The sequence below is a fragment of the Desulfosceptrum tomskiensis genome (assembly GCF_049818055.1).
Lineage (GTDB): Bacteria > Bacillota > Desulfotomaculia > Desulfotomaculales > JASEER01 > JBFLVT01.
The window spans coordinates 1,452,421-1,472,044 of record NZ_CP187479.1; the positions used below are offsets into that span (position 1 = coordinate 1,452,421).

Sequence of the window (19,624 nt, forward strand, 5' to 3'; positions counted from 1 at the left end):
TTACACCTCCATCTTCAGCAGCGGGTAACCCATTTCCTCGCGCTGTTTGACGTAAGCCCGCGCGCAGCCGCGCGCCAGGGCCCGCACCCGGGCGATAAACCCGGTGCGCTCGGTGACGCTGATCGCACCCCGAGCGTCAAGCAGGTTAAAGGTGTGGGAGCATTTGAGGACGTAGTCGTAGGCGGGGAGGACGAACCCCTTCTCCATTACCCGCAGGGCCTCACGCTCGTACATGTCAAAGAGGTCGAAGAGCATGTTGGTGTCGGCGAGCTCGAAGTTGTAGTGGGAGTGCTCGACCTCGCCCTGGTGGTGTACGTCCCCGTAAGTTATCCCGGGGACCCACACGATGTCAAAAACGCTGTCTTTATCCTGGAGATAAAGAGCCAGCCTTTCCAGCCCGTAGGTGATTTCCACCGAGACCGGCTTGCAGTCGATGCCCCCGCACTGCTGGAAGTAGGTGAACTGGGTGATTTCCATGCCGTCCAGCCAGACTTCCCAGCCCAGGCCCCACGCGCCCAGCGTGGGGGACTCCCAGTTGTCCTCGACAAACCGGACGTCGTGCTCTTCCGGGATGATGCCGATCGCTCTCAGGCTTTCCAGATAGAGGTCGATAATGTTGTCCGGGGAAGGCTTGACGATAACCTGGTACTGGTAGTAGTGCTGGAGGCGGTTGGGGTTTTCGCCGTAACGGCCGTCGGTCGGCCGGCGGGAAGGCTCCACGTAGGCTACTTTCCACGGTTCCGGCCCCAGCGCGCGCAAAAAGGTGGCGGGGTTCATCGTCCCCGCGCCTTTTTCGACGTCGTACGGCTGCTGGATGAGGCATCCCTGGTCGGACCAGAACCTGTTAAGCATCATGATCAGGTCCTGAAAAGTCATCATACCCGTCACCTCTTTCTGTAAACACTCCTGCCCGGCACAAAGGCAAAGTGAAAACCCCCCGCCCTAACCCTTGCGTTAAGAGACGGGAGGTTTTTTCGGCAATTTTCTATACAAGTACCAGATATAGGTCGTAAAGTCAATACTAAATGGGCGGACGGGTTGCGGGCCGGCCTTTTTCCTCGGCGGCATGTGCCGTGGGCTCGCCCTCGTCGATTTCCAGGGTATAGTTCCTGGTCATCGCGGTCAGCAGGCCAACCAGTCCGAGGACGGCCAGCTGGCTGGAGGCCAGGGTGCCTAATACGCCCGCCGCTCCGACGACCGCCGGTATTTCCATAACCGTTTTGTCGCCTTTCTTGACACGCAGCCGGCTCCTGCCGCCGCGCCTGGCCCACTCCTTGATCCGGGCCGTCATCTCGTCCCTGGTCCGGCCGTATTTCTCCTCGGCCTTGATCAGGGCCTTGATAACGTCACCCCCTGCCTCGTCAAGGGCCTCCTTGGCTTCCCGGTAACCGATGCCCAAACGCGCTCGCAGAACGTCTATCTTCTCGAGCTCGGTCATCTTCATCCCCCTCTTTGTTTGTGCTTGGACTTATCATTCCCCTATCTTGCGTAAAAATGCCAGGGAACGGGGCTCGCGCTCCAGTGTAAAACAGAGGTAGGAATGAAGAAGCGCGCCGAGCTCGTCGAGCATGCCGGGTGAAACCTTGAGCGAGCCGAGACGTTCAAGCGGCCATCCTGTCAGCGAGTTCAGCAAGCGGACCGTCCCGGGGCTGCATGGCAGGGCGTCGGGGTCCCGGCTCCGGCAGTTCGAGCACAGCAACCCGCCCAGTTTCAGGCTGAAAGGCCCCGCAGATAAAAGCTTGCCGCAGTGCGCGCAGGCGTCCAGGAGAGGCCGGAACCCGGTCAGGGCCAGCAGTTTGGCCGTGAAGGCCAGCACCAGCGGGCGGCGTTCTTTTGCGGGAAGCAGCCGCAGGTAGAGCAGGAGCAGGTCGTAGACGCCGTGGTTGGGCTGTCCTTCGGGGCAGAGCAGTTCCACCAGTTCGCAGGCGCTGGCGGCGTAGGACAATAAAGCCAGGTCGGCATGCAACCCCGGAAAAACCGCCACTTCTTCAGCCTGGCGCACGACATCCATCTCCTGGCCGGCGTCCAGGAGCAGACTCGCTACGGTGAACGGCTGCACGGCACCCCTTTTCTTGCTCTGGGGTTTAGCCGCTCCGTAGGCGACGGCTTTTATCTTACCGCGCTCGTACGTGAAAAGCATGAGCAGCCTGTCCGCCTCGCGCATCACCCTGCTGCGCAGGACGATCCCCCGAATCCGGTAAGACTTCACGGACGTGTACAACCTTTCTTTTATCAAGGTAAACGGTTAGAATTAGAAACACAGGGCAGTCAGGACATGGCATCCACGGCCCTGCGGAAATACTCGTAACGGGGAGCGTTTCGCTTGCGCATTATCGTGGCCGTATCCGGGGCCTCCGGAGCCGTATACGGCATCAACATCCTCAAGGAACTCGCGGTCCGGGGCGTCGAGACCCACCTCGTGCTCTCGGCCGCCGCGCGCTATATCATCACCCAGGAAACGGCCTGGACCGTCGACCGGGTGACCGCCCTGGCAAGCAGGACGTACGAGGAAAACGACTTCACGGCCCCCATCGCCAGCGGCTCGTTTCAATGCCGGGCCATGGTTGTCGCCCCATGCAGCATGAAGACGCTGGCGGGCATTGCTTCGGGGTACGCTGAGAACCTGATCCTGCGCGCCGCCGATGTCACCATCAAGGAGCAAAGGCGGCTGATCCTCGTTACCCGGGAAACGCCCCTTTCCCCCATCCACCTCGAAAACATGCTTAAGCTGGCAAGGCTTGGCGCGGTCATTATGCCGCCGGTGCCCGCCTTCTATGCCCGCCCCGCGACGATCGACGACATCGTGCGCCAGACGACGGGGCGTGTCCTTGATTTACTGGGGATAGAAAACAGTCTTGCGCACCGCTGGGGCGAAGATAGAAGTTAGATGTTAAATGCTATACTCGCTTTTGGACGATCCTGGACCGAAAATAGCCGTTAGCAGTTAGCGTTGGAACAGAAGAGATTCGGCTTGCCGAATCTCTTCTTCTTTTTTATTTTAGTATTATTTCACTTCTAACGGCTAACAGCTAATATCTAACATCCAACATCTAACTTCTAACATCTATAAGACCCGACGCGCGCCGAGGTATCGCGGACCGTACCAGGAGTCGGACAACGAGGTGTAAGTGATGCCCCTGCTTGAGGAAGCGTGGATGAACTGCCCGTCGCCGGTATAGATCCCCACGTGGCTGGCGCCCTTGGAGTACGTGGTGAAAAAGACCAGGTCTCCCGGCTGCAGTTCGTCGCCGCTCACGGGGACCCCCTGCTTGAACTGTTCGTATGAGCTGTGGGAAAGGCTGACACCAAACTGCTTGAACACGTACGACGTAAACCCCGAGCAATCAAAACCGTCAGGTCCTTGTGAACCCCATACGTAAGGTTTGCCGAGCTGGGCGTGGGCGATTTCCAGGATGTCGCGGGCGGCATCGCTGTCCGAACGGCTGACGGGCGCCGGGGGCAGGGTCGACAGGTTTTTCGGCCTGGCCGCCAGGCTTTGCGAACCTGCGGCGCGTGGAATGGACAGTCTCTGTCCGATATGAAGGCGGTCACTGGCCAGCTTGTTGGCCGACATAATCGCCGAGACGCTGGTGTCGTATTTCTGGGCAATCTGCCAGAGGGTGTCACCGGCGGCAACAACGTGGACGGCCGACCCGGAACGGCTCGGGGATGCGGCGCCCGTACCGGGGATGACCAGTACCTGGCCGATGCTGAGCAACTCGCCCTGCAGGCCGTTTACGGCCTTAAGCTGGCTGACGCTGACGCCATACTTGTTGCTGATTCCCCAAAGGGTGTCGCCGGCCTTGACGGTATACTTGGCGGCGGCCAAGGCGGGAGCCCCGCTTCCGAAGGCAAGCCCCGCCACCCACAGGGCTCCGGAGCAGGATAGGATGGCGGCCGAACGAAGGACACGCTGCCGTAAATTGCGGCGGGACGGTCGGTTTCGCGGTATTGTCAACATTCTCACCTTCTTCCAGCGCAATGGTACTCGTATTCGTCAGCGCCTACCAGCAATCCTCTTTCTTAACCAAAATTATGCAAAAAAATAAAACCTCGTTCCCAGCCGCTCGGGAACGGGGTTCTATGCTGTAAGTCTTAAGTCCTAGGAGCAGAAAGGATTCGCTCCGTAAATCCCATCAAGTACCGACTACTGACTACCGACTACTGTTAGACATACACTCTCGGAACGCGCGCGGTAACGGCGCACACGACTTCATAGGTGATCGTGCCGACCTTTTCGGCCAGTTCCTCGACAGGCAGAACGGCATCCCCCTGCCGGCCGTACACGACAACCTCGTCGCCCACCTGGACGCCGGGGATGTGCCCAACGTCGGCGATGATCTGGTCCATGCAGACCCTCCCCACAACCGGCGCCCTTCGGCCGCGGATCAGGACCTCCCCCTGGTTCGAAAGCAGTCGCGTGTAGCCGTCGGCGTAGCCGACCGGGATCGTCGCCAGCGTCGTCGGCGCAGGAGTCACGTACGTGCAGCCGTAGCTGACGAATGTTCCGGCCGGGACGTTTTTCACCATCCCCACGCGGCTCTTCAAGCTCATCGCCGGCCGGAGATCGACCCTCGTTCTGTCGACATGCTTTGAAGGGTAGAGGCCGTAAAGCATGAGCCCGACCCGCACCAGGTTCATGTGGCTCTCCGGAAGGTCGATGGTCGCTGCGCTGTTAGCTACGTGCAGATAAGGGATGTCGATCCCGTCCTGTCCCAGGTGACAGGTCAGCTCGACAAAAGCGTCAAGCTGCTGCCTGGTGTAAGTCTTGTCGGCCGCATCGGCAGCGGCGAAATGGGTGAACAAGCCGTCGACTTCGATGTTGGGCAGTTCCGCGATCTCCAGGATCCTCGCATAGCTGTCGCGCTCCGGGAGAAAGCCCAGGCGTCCCATGCCGGTGTCCACCTTCAGGTGGACTTTGGCGGTCTGTCCCCTTTCCCCCGCAGCCTCGGACAACATCCTGGCCAGTTCGAGATCGTAAATGGTCTGCGTGATGTTGTAGTCCAAGAGGTAAAGGTACTGCTCGGGAGGCGTGTATCCCAGGACCAGGATCGGCAGGGCAAGGCCCGCCCGGCGCAATTCCACCCCTTCGCTCGCACGCGCCACCCCCAGCCAGTCGGCCCCTTTAGCGGCGAAAACCCGGGCCGCGGGAACCAGGCCGTGGCCGTATGCGTTGGCCTTGACTACGGCCATGATCTCAGTCTGCGGACCGACAAGCCGCCGGACTTCGGAAAGGTTGTGTTCCAGCGCAGAGACGCTGATCTCAGCCCAGGTTGGTTCGGCCGACATGGCGCTACACCTCCGTTGACTCGGACTCAAGTCTTTTCAATATCTCGGGCAGCATGCGGACGGTGTCCCCGGCGATCAGTCCCCGCTGTCCTTTATCCCTGCAAGCCGCGTCACCGGCCGCCCCGTGCGCGAAAGCGCCAGCGGCGGCGGCGTGCAGGGGGTCAAGACCCTGGGCGATCAGCCCGGCGATAACCCCGGTCAGCACGTCGCCGCTTCCCCCCGTAGCCATGCCGGGGTTCCCGCTCGGGTTGACGAACGTCCCGGCCGCCCCCGCAACAATGGTGCGCGCCCCTTTCAATACGGTCACGCAATCCCAGTCGCGGGCGGTTTGCTCGGCAACGGCCAGCCGCTCGGACTGCACCTTTTGGGCCGAAATTCCCAGCAGGCGGGCCATTTCCCCGGGATGCGGCGTAACGACAAGGGGGCCCCGGGCGTATTTGAGCCCTGGCGCCGTACCCGCAAAAGCGTTCAGTCCATCGGCGTCGACAACGCAGGGAACAGCGCTGCCGAGTACCACTTCCCGTGCCAGTTCCTGTGTCTCCGGATGGGTTGAAAGTCCCGGGCCGAGAGCCATCACGCTGCACCGCGCCGCCCGCTCGAGCAGATGATCCCTGGCGGCAAGGGCCAGTGTACCGTCCGGGGTCTCGGGAAGGGGCAGCGTCATCGCCTCGACGAGACGAGAGGCGATAACAGGCTGCTGGCTCTCAGGAAGGGCGACGGTCACCAGACCGGCTCCGGCGCGCAGCGCCGCCTCGGCGGCCAGGGAGGCCGCGCCGGTCATCCCGCGCGACCCGGCGACGATGAGGACGTGGCCGAAATCCCCCTTGTGGGCGTCGGCTGAACGGGGAGTGAGCCACCGGCCGACCAGGCGCGGGGTAAGCAGGAAACGCGTTCCCCCGTCGGCCAGGAGATCGGGCGGCAGTGAAATTCCTTCCACCTGCACCTCGCCCGCGAACGAAGCACCGGGATCGAGGACCAAGCCCAGTTTCGGCAGGCCGAAGGTTACCGTCTTGGCGGCCCTTACGCACAGTCCGTTGGTCTTCCCGGTGTCGGCCTCGACGCCCGAGGGGACGTCCACCGCCAGCACCGGTTTGCCGCTCTCGTTAATCAGTTCGATAATGCGCCGGACTTTGTCCTTCAAGGCTCCGCGAAAACCGGTGCCGTAAATGGCGTCGATGACCAGGTCGGCCTGCATTAAGCCCAGCTGCAAGACTTGCATCCCGTTGCGGTCCTGCAAGTCGTAAACCTTCTGCCCCAGGCGGAGCCAGATATCCAAATTGGTGCGGGCCTCACCGATTACCGCTTCGGAGTCGGCGGTCATCAGCACCTTGACCTTTGCCCCGGCCAGGTGCAGATGGCGCGCGGCGACGAAGCCGTCCCCGCCGTTATTGCCTCTCCCGGCAACAACCAGCACAACCTTGCCTTGCGGGGTCCCGAGCATGTCCAGGGCCACGCGGCAAACGGCGATGCCGGCGTTCTCCATCAGGATCAGGCTGGGGATGCCGTAATCCTGGCCGGCCCTGTGGTCGATGCTCCGCATTTCGGCGGCCGTAACTACCCGCAATACAAAACCCTCCTAATCCCTCACCGCCACGGCGAAGGCGACGGCATAGTGATCCTCGTGCGTAAGGGAAAGCAAAACGCGCCCGATCCCCCGGTCAAGCGCGATACCGGCGGCCCGCCCTAACAGGCGCACCTGCGGGCCGCCTCCGGGGTCCGCGGCGATCTCCACGTCCCGCCAGCCGCAGCCCGCAAGTCCCGTCCCGAGCGCCTTGAACACCGCCTCCTTGCCGGCAAAACGCGCGGCAAAACATTGCTCCGGAGTCCTGCGCGCCAGGCAGTAATCCCTCTCGGCAGGAGTGAAAACGCGCAGGAGAAAACGGCCGCCCGAACGATTTATCGCTGAGGCGATGCGGGAGACGGAAACAATGTCGGTTCCAACGCCGTAAATCAACATTTCCTCTCTTCGTTCTTGCGAATTCCTTCTGAGACCGCTAAAAACGGGCATTTAAAAGCCGAGTATTTGCCTGAGCTTTTTAGCCTGCGTCCTGCTGAGCGGCACTTCCGACCTCTCTTTGTCCTCGACAACCAGCGTGTACGTCCCGTTGAAGAACGGGATGATCTCCTTAACCTTCCGCAGGTTGACGAGACAGCAGCGGTGGGTCCTGAAAAAGACGGACGGGTCCAGCCGTGCTTCCAGCTCTTTCAGGGTGAAATTAGTCGACAGCTTGTCGTCGTAGGTCTTTAAATACACCGTATCCGTTTCGGTAAAAGCGTAAACGATCTCCTTGGTGTTGACAAGGATGGTCTTACCGTTGACCTCGGCCGGGATGCGGTCGATCCTGTACTGGCCCAGATCCCTCTCCCGCCGCTCGGGAACCTCGGATAAGTGGCCGTCCTGGGTTGCCCTCATCACCTTGTCGATGGCCATGCGCAGGCGTTTGTCCTCGATGGGTTTTAAGATGTAGTCGATGGCGTTGACTTCAAAGGCCTTAACGGCATGCTCGTCATAGGCCGTTACGAAAATGACGAAGGGCGGTTTCGGGAGCTCCTGGATGGCCGCTCCCAGTTCGAGGCCGTCCATGCCGGGCATCGAAATGTCCAGGAACAGGACGGAGTAATCAAGCGCCTTAATCAACGCCAGCGCCTCGTGGGCATTGGCCGCCTCGCCCACGATCTCGATACTGTCGAACTTGCTCAGCGCGTAACGCAGCTCCTGGCGCGCCGGGTACTCGTCGTCGACAATCAATGCCTTAAGCTTCACCTGACAGCCCTCCTCTTTCAGCAACCGAGTTCTTGCACAGCGGCACCCGGAAACCGATGGTGGTTCCCTTGCCCACCTCGCTTTGGATGGACAGGCCGTATTCTTCGCCGAACAAACTTTTGAGGCGCTCGTTAACGTTGGAGAGCCCGACCCCGCTTCCGGAACCGAAGCCCGGCTCGAAAACCCTGGACATGATGTCCGGCGGGATGCCCACGCCGTCATCGGAAACCTCGATCGCGATCTCGTCGCCCTGCCGCTTCACGGTAACACGGACGGTCCCGCTCCCTATCTTGGGAGCGATACCGTGCTTGACGGCGTTCTCGACCAGCGGCTGCAGGGTCAGGACGGGGACCATGTATTCGCACAAACCCCGGTCGATGTCCCGGTGGAACCGCAGTTTCTCCCTGAAGCGGGCCTTTTCGAGAATGAGATAGTTGTTCACGCACTCCAGTTCTTCGGCCAGGGTGCTGAAATGCCCCGTCCGCTTCAAGGCGTAGCGAAAGAAGGTCGCCAGGCGGATAAGCAGCCGGCGGGCCATCTCCGGGTTGGTGCGGATGAACATCGTAATGGTGTTCAGCGTATTGAAAAGAAAATGCGGATTGATCTGCGCCCGCAGGGCGTCCAGTTCGGCCCTGGTGGCCAGCTGCGAGCGACGGTCCAGTTCGGCCAGTTCCATCTGGATGCCCAGCAACTGAGCGATGCCGACCGCAAACTTCACAAGCACCTGCGGGATGGGCCCCTTCTCGGTGCGGTAAAGCTTGATGGTACCGACGACCTCGTCCCGCATCTTAAGGGGCACGATAATCGCTCCCTCAAGCGGGCAGACGCAGTCCGTGACCGGACACTGCAGGTCTTCCTTCTTTTCGGCGATCTTGAGCTGGCCGCTCCGGATGACCTCCTTGGTGGCATAGGTCACAATATCCTTGCCCGGCGGATGCTTGTCACAACCGGGGCCGAGGAAGGCGAGCACGCGGTTGCGGTCGGTGATCGCCACCGCAGCCACGTCACCGATTTTCTGGATGATTTCGGCCGTCTTTTTGGCCGTTTCCTCGTTAAGCCCCCGGCGCATGTAAGGAAGCGTCTCACTGGCAATCTGAAGAGTCGTTTCAATTGGTTTTTCATCGGGCCTGACCGTGATGACCTGGGGTTGCCCCTTCCTGGGCACGAGCAGGCAGCCTGCCGCAATGTTGGCAGCAGCTAGAACAGTGGCCACCTTCCAAAGTGAAGGATCATAAATGAGAAGTCCGCCCGTAATCACGGCCTGGGCTGCAAGGAAACGGACCCCGATCGCCTGTATCATCAGCCCCGCTCTCCCTTAAAGGCATGTAGTTGTCTCTATCACAACTATACTACACATCAAAACTATACTACACGCCTGCTACAGGGTAAATGGGATGCTCTGGATTAAGGCCCACGTGATACGAAGGGAATAGTTTTCAACATCATCGCTCTAAAACTCAAAACCAAAAAGAACAAAATGAACAAAAAGAATAAAATGATTAGAACTAGCCAAAACCCTTAATCTTAAAAAGGGAAATGAACCGGTCTAGTGAATCCAAAAACGGAGCCAATCAGGCTTGTTTGGTCTTGGGTACTGATTGTGGAAATAATTGCAGAACACTGCATAAATATGAACAAAGTCCTCCATTTAGCCTTTTTTGGCGGCTAAGTCTCTTTTTTCATCTACCGGGATTAACTATTCGGTTATATAATTGTTCTAGCTATTTAACAAAGGTTTGCCAGACTGCCGTCATAGGGGGTGTTAGCGTAGAGCAGGAGCAGCGTATTTACGCTTTCTGAACGGACCCCACTGCTAAATTACAGGAGGTATTTCGAGAGTGCCCAAACAGTTGCGATTCTTACTGATCGTCCTGGTTGTAGTGCTGGCGGGGCTCCTTGCGGCCGGCTGCGGCGGCGGCAAGGACGGCAAGGACGCCGGCAAACAGGCTGCTGAACAGTACATCCGCTATAATCTTGGCGCTGAACCCGAAACCCTCGACCCGGCCAGGTCCACCGGTCTTCCCGAAGGCACGCTGATTACGCACCTGCTGGAAGGCCTCACCCGTTACGACGCCAATAACGTCCCGCAGCCGGCCATCGCCGAAAGCTGGGACATTTCCCCCGACCAGTTGACTTACACCTTCCACCTGCGTGATGCCAAATGGTCCAACGGCGAACCCGTAACGGCCGAGGACTTCAAGTATGCATGGCTGCGCGCCCTGAACCCGGAGACGGCGGCGGATTATGCCTACCAGCTGTTCTACATCAAGGGCGCCGCAGAATACAACAGCGGCGAGGGCAAAGCCGAGGACGTCGCCATCAAGGTCGTCGATCCCAAGACCCTTGAAGTCACCCTGAAGGCCCCGGCTCCGCAGTTCCTGGGTCTGACCGCCTTCCCGACCCTCTTCCCCATCAACGCCAAGATGGACAAAGAGAACCCCGAGTGGTACAAGTCGCCGGAGACCTACATCTGCAACGGCCCGTTCAAGATGGTCAGTTGGGAGCATAACCAAAAGATCACCACAGTTAAGAACGAGAACTACTGGGACGCCGCCAATGTTAAGCTTCAAAAACTCGACTTCCTGCTCGTCGAGTCCTATGACACCGCCTACAATATGTATAGGACCGGCGAAGTTGACATTTTAGTGGAAGACATTCCGACCCAGGAGATCCCGCAACTGAAGGCCAGCGGCGAGCTGAAGATCTTCCCCGACTGCGCCCTCTACTTCTATCGCTTTAATGTAGAAAAGAAGCCGCTCAACGATGTGCGCGTGCGCAAGGCCCTGGCGATGGCCATCGACCGCCAGGCCATCGTAGAGAACGTGACCCAGGCCGGCCAGAAGCCCGCCTTCGGCTTCGTCCCGTACGGCATCGCCGACGCCGACGGCAAGGATTTCCAGGAAAACAGCGGCAACGCCTTCTTCAAGGAAGACGTGGCCGAGGCCAAGAAACTCCTCGCCGAGGCCGGTTTCCCGGAAGGCAAGGGCTTCCCGAAGCTGAAGCTCCTCTACAACACCAATGAAGCCCACCAGAAAATCGCCCAGGCCATCCAGCAGATGTGGAAGCAGAACCTCGGCATCGACATCGAGCTGGTCAACCAGGAGTGGCAGGTCTACCTGGACAGCATGGACCACCAGAACTTCGACATCTGCCGCTCCGGCTGGAGCCCGGACTACCTCGATCCGATGACCTTCATCGACATGTTCGTGACCGAGCCTCCGGAGAACAACAACGACACCAACTGGAGCAACAAGAAGTACGACGAGCTGGTCAAGAAGGCCAACGCCACCGGAGATCAGAAGGAAAGAATGGCCGCCATGCATGAGGCCGAGAAGATCCTGATGGACGAGATGCCGATTATGCCGATTTACTACTACACCAAGCCGTGCTTAATCAAGGACAACATTAAGGGCGTCATCATCCCGCCGTTCGCCGTTTACGCGGACTTCAAGTACGCCTACGTTGAATAGTTAGGTAAGATATCCCGGTGTGCGGGGGTATAACCCCCCGCACACCGCTTTTCTTTGTTCGCGCTTGGCTGAATACTCTTGCAAGGGGGGATATGCTTGCTGCGCTTCCTCGTACGCAGGCTGGGCACCATGCTCCTCGCGCTGTGGCTGGTGGCCACGGTGACATTCATCATGATGCACTCGGTGCCCGGCGGTCCTTTCGCCTCGGAAAAACAGGTCCCGCCTGCTGTTCTCAAGAACCTGAACGCCCGCTATCACCTCGATGACCCGTTGTGGAAACAGTATGCCGACTACCTTATCAACCTGGCCCAGGGCGATTTCGGCCCTTCCTTCAAGCTCGACCGCACCGTGAACGAGATCATTGCCGAGGCCTTCCCGGTTTCCGCCACCCTGGGGTTCGTGGCCGTTACTTTCGCCGTTATCGTCGGTCTTTTCCTGGGCGTTGTTTCGGCCCTACGGCAAAACCGGTGGCCCGATTACATAGCCATGGCCCTGGCGACCTTCAACTTTTCGGTTCCCAGTTTTATTTTGAGCGGTCTTTTAATGTACGTCTTTGCCTTCAAGCTGCGGCTGCTCCCCCCGGCTATGTGGGGCTCCTGGCAGCAGGTTGTCCTCCCGGCCCTGGCCCTCTCGGCCCTGCCCACCGCCTTTATCGCCCGTCTGATGCGCTCCAGCATGCTGGAGGTCCTGCAGCAGGACTACATCAAAACGGCTCGCGCCAAGGGCCTTTCCGAGCGGGTGATCGTCATGCGCCACGCCGTACGTAACGCTATCATGCCCGTTGTCACCTATCTAGGTCCGCTGATCGCCGCCGTCCTAACCGGCAGCTTTGTCATAGAACACATCTTCGCCATCCCCGGACTGGGCAAGTACTTTGTCAACAGCGTCCTCGGGCGCGATTACACGATGATCATGGGGACAACCATTTTCTACAGCGCCTTCCTGATGCTGATGAACCTGATCGTGGACCTGGTTTACACCCTTATCGATCCAAGAATCAAGCTGGCCGATGTAAAGGAGGTCTAGGTCTTGGAGCAAAACGTGGTTCTGCGCGACGATATGTTCCGGCCCCTCCCCAAGGAAGGCCTGGAAGCCGAAGATTTGGGAAGACCAACGATCAGTTACTGGCAGGATGTCTGGATGCGATTGCGCCAGAACAAACTCGCCATGGCCGGCCTGGTCACCATCACTCTGCTGCTGCTGATGGCCCTGATAGGACCCTACCTGAGCGGCCACACTTATTACGAACAGGACCTCAAACTGGTCAATAAACCGCCCAACGGGGAGTACTGGTTCGGGACCGATTTCCTCGGACGGGATCTCTTCACCCGCGTCTGGTACGGCGCCCGTATTTCCTTGATGATCGGCTTTTTCACCGCTATCGTATCCTTCATCATCGGGGTAACCTATGGCGGGATTTCAGGATATATCGGTGGAAAGGTCGACGATATCATGATGCGGATCGTCGAGGTGCTGCTCAGCGTGCCCTTCCTCCTCTGGGTCATCCTGCTGATGGTATGGATGGGACCGGGCCTCAAATCGATCTTTATCGCCTTAAGTGTTACAACCTGGCTCACTATGGCCCGCATCGTCCGCGGACAGGTCCTGGCCCTTAAGGAGCAGGAATACGTCCTGGCCGCCCGCGTCATGGGGGCCAAGCCCTGGCGCATCCTGACCCGGCACCTTGTGCCCAACACGATGGGCCCGATCATTGTAACAATGACCCTGATGATCCCCGAGAACATCTTCACCGAGGCCTGGCTCAGCTTTCTTGGGCTGGGTGTCTCGGCCCCGATGGCCAGCTGGGGCGTCCTCGCCAGCGAGGGACTGCAGGGCTTGCGCAACTACCCGTGGCAGCTCTTCTTCCCCGCTCTCTTCATCAGCATCACAATGCTGGCCTTCAACTTCCTGGGCGACGGCCTGCGCGACGCCCTCGACCCGCGGCTGCGAAAGTAAGGTAGGAGGTGCAACAAATGTGACCAAGCTGCTGCAAGTAGAAAACCTTCAGGTTGATTTCACCACCTATGCCGGAGTCGTTAAAGCAGTACGGGGTGTGAGCTTCGGCGTCGAGCAGGGAGAAGTCGTGGCGATCGTTGGCGAAAGCGGCTGCGGCAAGAGCGTAACCGCCCAGTCTTTGGTCAAGCTCATCCCCTCCCCGCCCGGTAAGGTTGTCGGCGGCTCCGTTCTTTTCAACGGGGAGGATTTGGCCCAAAAGTCCAACAAGGACTTGGAAAAATACCGGGGCAGAGAGATCGGCATTATTTTTCAGGATCCCATGACCTCTCTAAACCCGACCATGACGGTCGGCAACCAGATTGTGGAGATGCTGGCCAAGCACGGGGGAATGACGCGGGCCCAGATGGTGGAAAGGGCCCAGGAGATGCTCCGTACCGTCGGCATTCCCAACCCCCGGCGCCGCTTTAAACAATACCCGCACCAGTTCAGCGGCGGCATGCGGCAAAGAGCGATGATCGCCATGGCCCTGGCCTGCAGTCCCAAGCTGCTTATCGCGGACGAGCCCACCACCGCGCTGGACGTGACCATCCAGGCCCAGATCCTGGAACTCATCCAGGATCTCAAGGAACAGTTTAAGATGGCCGTGATTCTGATCACCCACGACCTTGGCGTGGTGGCCGGCTTCTCCAACCGTGTCATTGTAATGTATGCGGGAAAGATTGTGGAAACGGGCTTAACACGCGACATTTACCGCAACCCGCAGCATCCCTACACCAAGGGCCTGCTGGCGGCCGTTCCCCGGCTCGATTCCCGGGGCAAGCGCCTGGCTCCGATCCCCGGACGTCCCCCGAACCTGCTTGACCCGCCTGAAGGCTGCGCCTTCTGGCCCCGGTGCGACTACGCGATGAAGGTTTGCGCCATGTATGAACCCGAAACCTGGGTTGTGGGTTCCAGGCATACCGTCAGCTGCTGGCTGCACCATCCCGCGGCAGCGAAGGCCGCAAGGGAGGTGGGTTAATGGAACGATTAATCGAGATCAACAACCTCAAAAAGCACTTCCGCGTAGGACGCAATCAGACACTTAAGGCCGTAGACGGCATCAGCCTTACAATATATAAAGGCGAAACTCTCGGACTGGTTGGGGAGAGCGGGTGCGGCAAGTCCACAGTCGGCCGCCTCATTGTCCGTCTCTACAACCCCACCGAAGGGCAGATCTTGTACCGGAAGCAAGACATCTTCCACGCCGGCAAGGAACAGTCCCGCCGGCTATACCGGCGGTTGCAGATGATCTTTCAGGACCCCTACGCCTCACTGAACCCGCGCCTAACCGTCGGCGAGATCATCGGTGAGGCCCTGGACATCCACCGGTTGGCGAAGGGTTCCGAGCGCCGCGACAAGATCAACAAACTGATCAAGATGGTCGGGCTGGACCCGTCCCACGCCAGCCGCTTCCCCCACGAATTCAGCGGCGGGCAGCGCCAGCGTGTAGGCATTGCCCGGGCTCTGGCCGTCGATCCGGAGTTCGTCGTCTGCGACGAGCCGATCAGCGCCCTGGACGTAAGCATCCAGGCTCAGATCGTCAACCTGCTCCAGGAACTGCAGGAGCGGCTCGGACTCACCTACCTTTTCATCGCGCACGATCTGGCCATGGTTAAGCACATTTCCACCCGAATCGCCGTGATGTACCTGGGGTGCATCGTCGAACTGGCCGACAGCGAAGAACTGTACCGAAACCCTGTCCACCCGTACACGCGCGCCCTTCTCTCGGCCATCCCGATCGCCGATCCGGAGATCGAAAGCAACCGCCAGCGCATCATCCTGAGCGGCGACGTTCCCAGCCCCATCAACACCCCGCCGGGCTGCATTTTTGCGGGCCGCTGCCCCCAGGCCCGGGACCGCTGCCATGAGGAAAGACCGGAATTACGTGATGTGGGCGGCGGGCACCAGGTGGCTTGCCTGCTAGTTTAGGTATCGGGTATCAGTTATAGGTGTCAGATATCGGACGTTGGATGGACGTTGGAGACTCGAAAGGGATTCGGCAAGACCGAATCCCTTTCTTTATTACTCCCAATGCTCAACGCTCACCGCCCACTGCCTAATGTTAGAGCTAGTGTTTAACGGCTGGCCTATTTTGCTGCAGGCGCCAGACTTCCGTGTTCACAGGCAGTCCTGGGGGTCAGACCCTCAGATTCTCGGTAGACAGTCCTTCGGAACTTGTACGATTCGAAGAGAGAGAAAACGCACCGGAGACAATCGCTGCTACTCGCCCTCCTGCCAGCCATTTATCTGGTGAAGCGGAGTGCATAAGCCTCGGGGATAATCCAGACCCAGAACAGGTTTTTCATTGTTCATGGTGCCGGTAAGTCGGTATGGCTAACTACTCCTGATTGAGCGCCTGCTCCAAGTCTTCAATAAGGTCGCCGGCATCCTCGATTCCCACCGAGAATCTCAGCAAGGAGTCGGTAACCCCGATGCGCTTCCTCTCAGCTGCCGACATCTTGGCATGCGAGGTGACCGCCGGAGCACAGATGGTCGTCTCGACGCCCCCCAAGCTCACCGCAGGTGTGATAAGGCGAAGCCGCGTCACAAATTTCGAAGCGTCTAACTGCCTTTCGTCCAGTTCAAAGGACAGCATCCCGCCAAAAGCCTTCATCTGTGACTTGGCGATTTCGTAGGCGGGAGAATCAGGCAAACCGGGGTAGTACACCTGCCGGACACGCTCATGTCCTTTAAGGAATTCGGCGATGCGCAGAGCGTTTTCCGACTGACGTCCGACCCTCAGGGCCAGTGTCTTGAGACTGCGCTCAAGCAAGTAACAGGTTGTGGCGTTGAGGCTCCCACCCAGGTGTCGCGCCAACGCGCGAATGCGCTCCGCTTTGTCGCGCGAAGCTACAGCCACGCCGCAGCAGATGTCGCTATGTCCCCCCAGGTACTTGGTGCCGCTGTGTACGACGATGTCGATCCCGAATTCGAGGGGATTCTGATTCACCGGAGAGGCAAAGGTATTATCGATTATCGTCGTGACTCCTCGCTCTCTGGCGAACGCCGCCACTTGTCGAATGTCGATAACGCTCAGCAGGGGATTCGTCGGAGATTCGATCACGATCACCTTGGTGTGCCCGGTAGCCGCTCTGCATACGGACTCGGCATCGGTGGCTGCAAAAGAGTATCCGATCCCAAGCCTCTGAAATTCATCCGTCGCAAACGCATGCGTTCCGCCGTACAGCTCGTCCATCATGACAACGTGATCACCGGAACCCGCGAACGCAAGAATCGCGGTGCTCATAGCCGCCATGCCGGAGCTGAAAAGAACCCCGTCTTCGGCCCCCTCCAGGGCACAGATCTTCCTGACGACCGCATCCTGGTTAGGAGTATTAAAGTAACGCGGATAGGGGCATTCCTCTCGATCCAAGTATTCGTAGGCAGAAGAGGTGAAAATCGGCGTATTTATCCCCCGTGTCACGCTGTCCCGGTAGCTGCCGCTGTGTACACATTGGGTGTCTTTCTTCATATGATGGGTCCTCTCCCATATTGTATTGCTGTCGAACTGCCGCATCACCGGCGGTGGCCAAGGGCCTGCAGGAACGCCGCCAACCGGCGTTCCGCCGTCCGGGCATGCAGAGTTATGTACAGTTTTTGATCTTTGTGCAGAAATAACGGGGGAGTTATCTCGCCTGGTAAAGCACATGACCCTTTCATCCGCGACAAGACCTTTATGCTGTTTCTCCTGTTTCTCTCCTTGACCACGTCTTACTGTTTACGTCTTACGTCCGCCCTGTTCTGCAAACGCCAGACCTTCTTTCTTACCGCCTGCCGTAGTTCGTCCTTGCGGTTGGGCAGTTGCTTTTTCTGGACGCGCACGACGAGGTCTTCGAGAATTTGCTTGACCTGCGGGCCCCGCCCCACGACCGTGGCCACCTCTCCGCCGGAGATATCGAGGTCCTCGGGATAAAAAGGCACGCTCTCGAGAATGTCTTTGACCATTTTTTCCAGGCGGTCGGTCTGATCGAGAACCGGTTCAGGGTCGGCCTTGGCGCCGAGGGTATCCGCCCTGCGGAGCACGAGCAACTGTTCCACCGCCTCCGCCAGAAGCTCGCGGTTTCTAAAATGCGGAGCAAACTTCTTAAGCCACCGGATGACATTCTCCTCTTCGAGACCGGGAAAACCCATGTGATGGGTCACCAGCCACGCCGCCCTTGTCGCGACTAACGGGGAGACGCGCAGACGCAAGAGGATCTGCTCGGCCATCCGGCCGCCGGCTTTGGCATGTCCGTAGTCGGTTGGCTGGTTATCCTTGTTCACCCCGCGCACACCGTCTGTGCCCTTGGCGACATCATGCAGCAAAGCCGCCCAGCGTAGTACGGAAACGGGTGGAGTATTGGCCACGACCTCGAGGGTATGTCCCCAGACGTCACAGCAGTGATATCGCGGGTTCTGCGGCACACCGGCCAGGGCGGCGACTTCGGGCAGGACGTCGGCGTTTATTTCCACCCCTTCGCCGCGGCTGCGGCAGGTCGTTCTCAAAAGCCCCGTCTCCAGTAAAGCCTGCAGGCCGTCCCGCACGTGGGGGGCCAGGAGAATCTTTTCCAGTTCGTCCCTCACCCGTTCCACCGAAAGGCCGCCGACGCGCCACAGGACCTTGGGAATGGCCGCCTTCGTCCGCTCTTCGAGTTGAAAGCCGTACTCGGCGACAAAGCGGCAGCCGCGGAACATGCGCAAAGCGTCTTCAGCAAAGCGCTCTTCAGGGTCGCCGACGGCCTCGATGATCCCCCGCCGGATGGCCTCCCTGCCCCCGAAGGGGTCGATCAGCCGGCCTTTCAGGTTCATGGCCATGGCATTGATCGTGAAGTCCCTGCGAGCCAGGTCGTCCTCAAGCGCCCAGACGAACTCTACCTGTTCCGGGCGGTGGGAATCGGCGCCGTACAACTCGGTACGGAAGGTGGCGATTTCAATTTCTTCCCCGTCGACCAGCCATGAAACAACGCCGAAGGCCACCCCTTTACGGTAAGCCTTGATGTTGTTGGCTGCCGCCAGCTCGAGAACGGCCTTGGGGCAGGCGTCGGTGCAGACGTCAAACTCCTTGGGCTCGCGCCCGATGAGCATGTCCCTGACCGCCCCCCCGACCACGTAGGCCTCGTAACCGGCGTTGTTCAAGGTTTCCAGCACCCTGCGCGTGCCGGGCGAAAACAGCGCTTTCAATTCCTTCTCCACGTTCACTCAAATCTGCTCCAAACATTTAAAAGCCCTGGCGTCTGCTCGGGCTCGCGTCTGGTCGCTACTGTTTGTTACATCTCGTAGATATTATATATCCGTCCTAACCTACTAACAACAAGGCTGTGAGATATAAGAGGTCTGCGGTCAGAACGGAAAAAGGAATTCACCCCTGGTGAATTCCTTCGATTTCTAACCTCTGACTTCCAGGCTCTGACCTCTTTTTTACCACTTGCAGTCGACCCAACGAGAGATAACGGGGATCTCCTTCCGGGCTCCGATACGGAGGCGTCTCTCGATGAGAACACGGCAGAGCAGGTAAGCCAAGCCATAGGGGATAAGAAGATACCGGATCAGCAAAACCGAGTCGTGGTTTTGGGTCAAGTACCAATGGGCGACGATGCCTCCCAGGATGAGGTTGCACCAGCCGAAAGACTCTTTGGCTACCGACAGGTGCTGCTCGTTAACGCGGAAGGCGAAAACAGACCACGTCAGGAGCGGAAAAGCCAGATAGGCGTAGGAAACAAGCCGGGCAACATACGGCGAAGCCCCGTGCCATTCCGGCCCCGGCCCAAGAGACACCTGGATAAAAGCGAGCAAAGGAAAGGCCAGCAAGGTAAAGACGGTTTCAAACGCGCCGTTAATGCCGATGAAGACCCCGCTTAGGGTAATAAGGCCCAAAAGCAGGGTCATCAGGGCCACAACATCGACAGGCAAAACGAAAATGCCAAGGAAAACGGCCAGCAGCTCAAAAACAAGAATGATGCCTACTACCGTCGGGATGCGGAGCAAGCCCACAAAAATCCCTTCCTCGCCGTTTTGGGAAATGTCGATATACATATCCAGATTCTTGATAAATCGGTTTATTTCCTTCCTAGCATGCCTTGTTCGACCAAAGATCCCATATAAGTCTTAATTTTGCGGAAATACGACC

Annotated in this window: 18 protein-coding genes; 6 read left to right on the forward strand and 12 right to left on the reverse strand. The window is 58.9% G+C overall.

Annotated elements, in window-relative coordinates:
• The 3 genes from glyQ to recO form a co-directional block, all read right to left on the reverse strand.
• The gene (gene glyQ / locus ACPV0M_RS07395) at positions 1–876 is read right to left on the reverse strand and encodes a glycine--tRNA ligase subunit alpha (protein WP_425622154.1); all 876 of its coding nucleotides are present in this window, start codon (positions 874–876) and stop codon (positions 1–3) included.
• 145 nt (positions 877–1,021) lie between these two features.
• Positions 1,022–1,438 carry a DUF4342 domain-containing protein gene (locus ACPV0M_RS07400; protein WP_425620033.1) on the reverse strand — a complete coding sequence of 139 codons (417 nt, stop codon included), beginning with the start codon at positions 1,436–1,438 and terminating at the stop codon, positions 1,022–1,024.
• Positions 1,439–1,471: 33 nt separating this feature from the next.
• Entirely contained in the window at positions 1,472–2,209 is a 738-nt protein-coding gene (gene recO / locus ACPV0M_RS07405) for a DNA repair protein RecO (protein ID WP_425620034.1), read from the reverse strand.
• A gap of 114 nt (positions 2,210–2,323) precedes the next feature.
• Here recO and ACPV0M_RS07410 point away from each other — a divergent pair, with 114 nt between their 5' ends.
• The gene (locus ACPV0M_RS07410; protein ID WP_425620035.1) at positions 2,324–2,887 is read left to right on the forward strand and encodes a UbiX family flavin prenyltransferase; all 564 of its coding nucleotides are present in this window, start codon (positions 2,324–2,326) and stop codon (positions 2,885–2,887) included.
• Between the two features lie 177 nt (positions 2,888–3,064).
• Here ACPV0M_RS07410 and ACPV0M_RS07415 read toward each other — a convergent pair whose 3' ends face one another.
• The 6 genes from ACPV0M_RS07415 to ACPV0M_RS07440 all read right to left on the reverse strand — a co-directional run bounded on the left by ACPV0M_RS07415 (position 3,065) and on the right by ACPV0M_RS07440 (position 9,353).
• Positions 3,065–3,865 (reverse strand): LysM peptidoglycan-binding domain-containing protein, encoded by an 801-nt coding sequence (locus tag ACPV0M_RS07415; protein WP_425620036.1) that lies wholly within the window; start codon positions 3,863–3,865, stop codon positions 3,065–3,067.
• Between the two features lie 302 nt (positions 3,866–4,167).
• Positions 4,168–5,289 carry an alanine racemase gene (alr, locus tag ACPV0M_RS07420; protein WP_425620037.1) on the reverse strand — a complete coding sequence of 374 codons (1,122 nt, stop codon included), beginning with the start codon at positions 5,287–5,289 and terminating at the stop codon, positions 4,168–4,170.
• Positions 5,290–5,293: 4 nt separating this feature from the next.
• Positions 5,294–6,853 carry an NAD(P)H-hydrate dehydratase gene (locus ACPV0M_RS07425; RefSeq protein WP_425620038.1) on the reverse strand — a complete coding sequence of 520 codons (1,560 nt, stop codon included), beginning with the start codon at positions 6,851–6,853 and terminating at the stop codon, positions 5,294–5,296.
• Positions 6,854–6,865: 12 nt separating this feature from the next.
• A complete protein-coding gene (gene acpS / locus ACPV0M_RS07430) occupies positions 6,866–7,246 on the reverse strand; it encodes a holo-ACP synthase (protein WP_425620039.1) in 381 nt (126 codons plus the stop codon).
• 51 nt (positions 7,247–7,297) lie between these two features.
• The gene (locus tag ACPV0M_RS07435) at positions 7,298–8,053 is read right to left on the reverse strand and encodes a LytR/AlgR family response regulator transcription factor (protein ID WP_425620040.1); all 756 of its coding nucleotides are present in this window, start codon (positions 8,051–8,053) and stop codon (positions 7,298–7,300) included.
• On the reverse strand, positions 8,043–9,353 hold the full coding sequence (locus tag ACPV0M_RS07440; protein ID WP_425620041.1) for a histidine kinase: 1,311 nt from the start codon (positions 9,351–9,353) through the stop codon (positions 8,043–8,045). Before ACPV0M_RS07440 ends, ACPV0M_RS07435 begins: the two co-directional genes overlap by 11 nt.
• Before the next feature lie 538 nt (positions 9,354–9,891).
• Here ACPV0M_RS07440 and ACPV0M_RS07445 point away from each other — a divergent pair.
• The 5 genes from ACPV0M_RS07445 to ACPV0M_RS07465 all read left to right on the forward strand — a co-directional run bounded on the left by ACPV0M_RS07445 (position 9,892) and on the right by ACPV0M_RS07465 (position 15,447).
• Positions 9,892–11,523 carry a peptide ABC transporter substrate-binding protein gene (locus tag ACPV0M_RS07445; RefSeq protein WP_425620042.1) on the forward strand — a complete coding sequence of 544 codons (1,632 nt, stop codon included), beginning with the start codon at positions 9,892–9,894 and terminating at the stop codon, positions 11,521–11,523.
• Between the two features lie 96 nt (positions 11,524–11,619).
• A complete protein-coding gene (locus tag ACPV0M_RS07450; RefSeq protein ID WP_425620043.1) occupies positions 11,620–12,549 on the forward strand; it encodes an ABC transporter permease in 930 nt (309 codons plus the stop codon).
• A gap of 15 nt (positions 12,550–12,564) precedes the next feature.
• Complete coding sequence (locus ACPV0M_RS07455; protein WP_425622155.1) at positions 12,565–13,479, forward strand: ABC transporter permease; 915 nt, start codon at positions 12,565–12,567, stop codon at positions 13,477–13,479.
• Between the two features lie 19 nt (positions 13,480–13,498).
• The gene (locus tag ACPV0M_RS07460; RefSeq protein ID WP_425620044.1) at positions 13,499–14,497 is read left to right on the forward strand and encodes an ABC transporter ATP-binding protein; all 999 of its coding nucleotides are present in this window, start codon (positions 13,499–13,501) and stop codon (positions 14,495–14,497) included.
• Complete coding sequence (locus ACPV0M_RS07465; RefSeq protein WP_425620045.1) at positions 14,497–15,447, forward strand: ABC transporter ATP-binding protein; 951 nt, start codon at positions 14,497–14,499, stop codon at positions 15,445–15,447. The genes ACPV0M_RS07460 and ACPV0M_RS07465 overlap by 1 nt, the downstream gene beginning before the upstream one ends.
• Positions 15,448–15,856: 409 nt before the next feature.
• On the opposite strand, the gene ACPV0M_RS07470 is transcribed toward ACPV0M_RS07465, so the two are convergent.
• From ACPV0M_RS07470 to ACPV0M_RS07480, 3 genes are all read right to left on the reverse strand, one after another.
• A complete protein-coding gene (locus ACPV0M_RS07470; RefSeq protein WP_425620046.1) occupies positions 15,857–16,990 on the reverse strand; it encodes a trans-sulfuration enzyme family protein in 1,134 nt (377 codons plus the stop codon).
• A gap of 239 nt (positions 16,991–17,229) precedes the next feature.
• The gene (locus ACPV0M_RS07475) at positions 17,230–18,696 is read right to left on the reverse strand and encodes a CCA tRNA nucleotidyltransferase (protein WP_425620047.1); all 1,467 of its coding nucleotides are present in this window, start codon (positions 18,694–18,696) and stop codon (positions 17,230–17,232) included.
• Between the two features lie 219 nt (positions 18,697–18,915).
• On the reverse strand, positions 18,916–19,530 hold the full coding sequence (locus ACPV0M_RS07480) for a hypothetical protein (protein ID WP_425620048.1): 615 nt from the start codon (positions 19,528–19,530) through the stop codon (positions 18,916–18,918).
• Positions 19,531–19,624: the final 94 nt, after the last annotated feature.